The organism is Atopobacter phocae ATCC BAA-285 (assembly GCF_000526675.1).
Classification (GTDB): Bacteria; Bacillota; Bacilli; order Lactobacillales; family Aerococcaceae; genus Atopobacter; species Atopobacter phocae.
Genome location: NZ_JAGN01000066.1, coordinates 1 through 4,230 on the forward strand (window position 1 = coordinate 1; position 4,230 = coordinate 4,230).

General features: G+C 28.6%; 5 protein-coding genes and 1 pseudogene. All 6 read right to left on the reverse strand.

The genetic code is table 11. The features are described from left to right. Positions 1–106: 106 nt before the first annotated feature. Positions 107–412 carry a hypothetical protein gene (locus L866_RS09745; RefSeq protein WP_245578452.1) on the reverse strand — a complete coding sequence of 102 codons (306 nt, stop codon included), beginning with the start codon at positions 410–412 and terminating at the stop codon, positions 107–109. Between the two features lie 125 nt (positions 413–537). Then, positions 538–942, reverse strand: a complete 405-nt coding sequence (locus tag L866_RS09750; RefSeq protein WP_245578453.1) for a hypothetical protein — start codon at positions 940–942, stop codon at positions 538–540. A 540-nt stretch (positions 943–1,482) separates the two neighbouring features. Beyond that, complete coding sequence (locus tag L866_RS0108005; protein WP_025730841.1) at positions 1,483–2,694, reverse strand: hypothetical protein; 1,212 nt, start codon at positions 2,692–2,694, stop codon at positions 1,483–1,485. Between the two features lie 94 nt (positions 2,695–2,788). Continuing rightward, positions 2,789–3,193: a hypothetical protein gene (locus tag L866_RS0108010; RefSeq protein ID WP_025730843.1), complete on the reverse strand. Its 405-nt coding sequence runs from the start codon at positions 3,191–3,193 to the stop codon at positions 2,789–2,791. 72 nt (positions 3,194–3,265) lie between these two features. Beyond that, complete coding sequence (locus L866_RS09835; protein WP_281170808.1) at positions 3,266–3,397, reverse strand: hypothetical protein; 132 nt, start codon at positions 3,395–3,397, stop codon at positions 3,266–3,268. A gap of 507 nt (positions 3,398–3,904) precedes the next feature. Next, positions 3,905–4,230 (reverse strand): annotated as a pseudogene (locus L866_RS09595) (5-methylcytosine-specific restriction endonuclease system specificity protein McrC); the annotation flags it as partial.

The window sequence follows — 4,230 nt, forward strand, 5'->3', positions numbered from 1 at the left end:
CCATTCCAGCATAAAAAACACCTATGGATGAAAAACCATAGGTGCATAAAATTTATTTTTTACCTGTCTACTTGACAGGGAGCAGTTCAAAATTATACTCTTTTATTTAAAAAATAAGAGAAATTATTAATAGTAAAATAAATAATTTATTAACAATAAAACCTACTTTGAACATTTGTCGATAAGATTCTACAGAATATTCAGGGATAGCTGCTAAATCTAATGACTTATATTGCTGAATCATTTCTTCCTCGCTTCCAGTATGGCTATAATGTCCAGGACTATCTGAGAGATAATGTTGTGCGTATGGAAAATATACTAGATATGTTGGAGTATCTTTATACAGTCCTTTAAACCAAGTGTTTTCAATGATATTCACTTCACTTAGTGGCACTTCAAAATCTTTTTCCACTTCTTTACGATTAAATTTAAGTGAAAAAACTTCAGATGAATTATTCGATAATTTTCTTCCATAACCGACTGAAAGATTTCCATCAACCCATAATTTTCTTCCTATTAATCGCTAAACAGCATGCTTCAGTGGGGCATTAAAAACGAGTGAACGAGATTTTTTTCATTGGTAATGTCTACAATAATATTACTGTCATAATCCGTTGTAAACAGAACTTGATTGGTAATTGAGTCTACCACTCCCTTTTGCATATCATGGCTTAACGTATTCGCATCATAATCCATAATAACCCCACTTGTTAAATTATTTCTTTTATTTTTAGCAATAATATTTACTTCTAAACGTGTGCCCCAAAACGCACTGGTGTGCACATTAAATATACCAAAAATGGCATAATAATTTGGTTCAGAATCTTCAAATATTTTCGTCTTGACTAATTCAAACCCATCTGGAGTGAGTTGTTTATCCCATTCAAGATCAACGATTTCGTAAACTAGAAATGTACTATATGGTTCTACAACAAATCCCATATAAGGTGTTTTGACAGCAGTTTTTTTATCATTTTATTCTGAAATTGACTAGGAATATATTGGATTAAAGGAGCGACTAACTGTAAAATCGCAATATCCTTTGGTCGAATAAGCCCCTCAACTTTTTTAATAAATTGAAATTTTGACATAAAACAACTACTCTCCTAACTGTTTAACATTCAACCTAATGAAAAATTCGAATAATAACTCATTCCTTAAAAGGTTGATAAATCTATCATATTTTTATCATACCATTCAAAATACAATCATAAAATATGATTTAAAAAAATAACAAAAAAGCTCAATCCATTCGAAATTGAGTCCTTATAATATTTTTGCTATGTTCTATTTTATTGTTTTCTTTAAACTAAACAATAGTCATAAAATACTGATTGTCAAAATAATATACTCTATTCTCGCTATTCCTACAATTGATGCATCGAATGCACGAGAAATATCAGCTTCCATAACTTGTATTATTCTTCACACCTAATTTGAAAGGCACTCATTTTTTATCTAGAGTGCCTTTTTATACAGTTTCTATTCAATTAAATAAACCTTATTATCATCAAAATAAATCTCTGATGTATGATGATAGATTTTTATAATCTGATCCATTTCTTCTAAAAATATTGTTGTGCCAGGATTATTTAACGAGGCAAATTTTTTAATTGATTTTTCTTCAATAACACTTGCATTTTCTTGCATTTGTTTGCCGCTATTTTGAAGTAGCTCATCCACTGGACCTTCTTTGATCATCGGTATGCTCCCAATGACTTCGCCAATTGTTTTACTCACTGATCCAATCCCTTTTAACACATTAATTTCAACTGCTTTTTTACTTAATCTTTCTAACTGAATTGAACAATCACTAAATATTTTACGATAGTTTAACGCATGACTATTGATTTCTTTTTTCAATTCAACAATATATTGTTCATCAAAATTGCCACTCAATAAAATTTCTAATAAACTTGCTAATGCATACGTATAAACAGACAAACGATAATAATTGAATTGTTTTTGTAAATCAGTTAATTTTGAATGAATTTTAATTTGAGTGGACAACCAAGAATTGCCCTTTAAATTATTATTCAAATTTTTTTGATAGCGATTAATATTTTTTAGGGCTGCTCTTTGAATATCAATTACTAATTTGTGGTTATTAGAAACGAAATGCTCATTATCCCAGTTTGTTTTATATTTACTCATAATATTCTTTAACATCTCTACATCAGCTTCAACTTCAGATTCCTGTTCAATTTCTAAAAAAGAAAGAATTTTCTCTTCAATTTCAATCATCTTATCCATTTTCTTATCTAATGAAAATATTGCTGCAGCCATTAAAAAAGTTGCTGGATTAATGGGCATGACCGTTGTAGAAGTGACATTGGGTGAAACTTCTCGCCATTTCGCAAAAACTTTTTCACCCTTAGGACCTCTTAATGATCCCCAATAATTACCATCTTTACCTTTTTGTAAAAAGTATTCATCAGCCTGATTTACCACTTCATATAGTTTCTTTGGTGAGTTTTTAGTTGTTGAATTTGTCATTGTTCTAAATTGAGGAACAAACTCCGCAATTGTTGAACCAAAGGATGCTAATTCTGCAATTGGTATACTCATATTTTGCTTTTTTTCTATATCCTGACGAGTTTTTTCTAAAATACTTTCGGTTCTTTCAATTAAATTATGATTTTTATCAGATTGTTTCATTTCAACAAAATCATTTGATTGCTCTTGATTTTTCATTTTTAAACTCCTTTTTATATTTTATTACTTTTACGATCAGTAAATCCCAATTAAATTTCCATTACTTCATAAGAATCAAGTAAATCTTCGTTCGTTATCGTTCTCGTTTTTTCTTTATAATCAGATATTTTTTAGGTAGGTGTCTAATGTACTCTGTTCCAAATAGACTGGTTGAAACGGTATACTCAAATCGATAGCCTTCTAAATTACTCAGTTTTCGTTCATAAATAGCATTAGCTACATATGTGCGCTTATCTTGAGCAAATACTAAATACAATTTTTTATCATACGTTTTTTTATGAACGATTTTTTTAATCCATAGAACTTTTACTAACACGTCTGTTTTGCGGACCTTTCTCACCGAAATTAAAATACCAAATACTCGATTTAACAAAAAGTAAATGAACCATGCATTTATTCCTACAGCAATTAAAAATAAAGGCAAGCTCATCAAACTCTTCACGAAACTAGTTAAATTAGAAAATATTTTTAGATACATCTTTAGATCATCTTGGTATAGATAGTATGACATAACTAATGAACTGATGATTGAAAGAGTTAAACCAAATTTTTAAAAACGAGTTGTGTCTCTTAACAATTCAATAACATTATTATACGTTTTTTCTTTCTCTTTCCACACATTATCTTCACTAAAAGCAACAATCCACAACCCAAATATACAATACAAAATAGCTATTTCCAAATTTAAATCTTCTGTCCATTGTTATTCAGTCTCACTTTAAAAACTTCTTCTATTTCTATCTTTCATATAACATTAAAAAATATTCTCTTTTTGCATGTTTCAAATAAAGCATAGATCCGAGTAAAATAAATCGAACCAATGGATTAAATTTAAAACGATTAAAATTATATTTTTTTACTTCATCATAATTATTCACAATTTTCACTCGGTTAATATCAACTGTTCTAATTGAATATCAGTATCGTTTAATTTCAAAATAATTCTCAGCTATTAGATTAAGTTGTCTTCGAAAGTCATTAAATTCAACATTTAAATCGAGAGTTTTGACACTAATTTGATTCCCACTCATTAAATAGTTATTATCGAAAGTCATTCCTTTATTTGTTTTCGCGTAAAGAAGCGTGCCTGAGACTTTCTTGTTTTGAAATCTCAAATCTGCATTTTTTGCATAAGTAAAAATTTGATATAAGTTACTTGAGTGGAGTTTATATGTATCATATTGTGTTATTACTTCACTTTTATAATATTTGCATCAATAGTGAACACTTTATTGTCATAGGTCATCATAATATCTATTTGCATAATCGATAACATATAATCTAAATAATCATCCAATTGCCATTGGATTTGCGAAGCACTCGAACATATTTCAGGAAATTCTTTTCGAAAATATTCTAAAATAATTTTTTCATACAACTGATGCATTCTTTGTTCATCAAAATAGTCCATTAACTTCATTTTTCCATCAAAATTTGTCTGTAACAATCCTTCTACTATCAAATAACAAATTGAAATTAAGATAAAGTCCATATAATTGTGTAAAAGATAAAAGG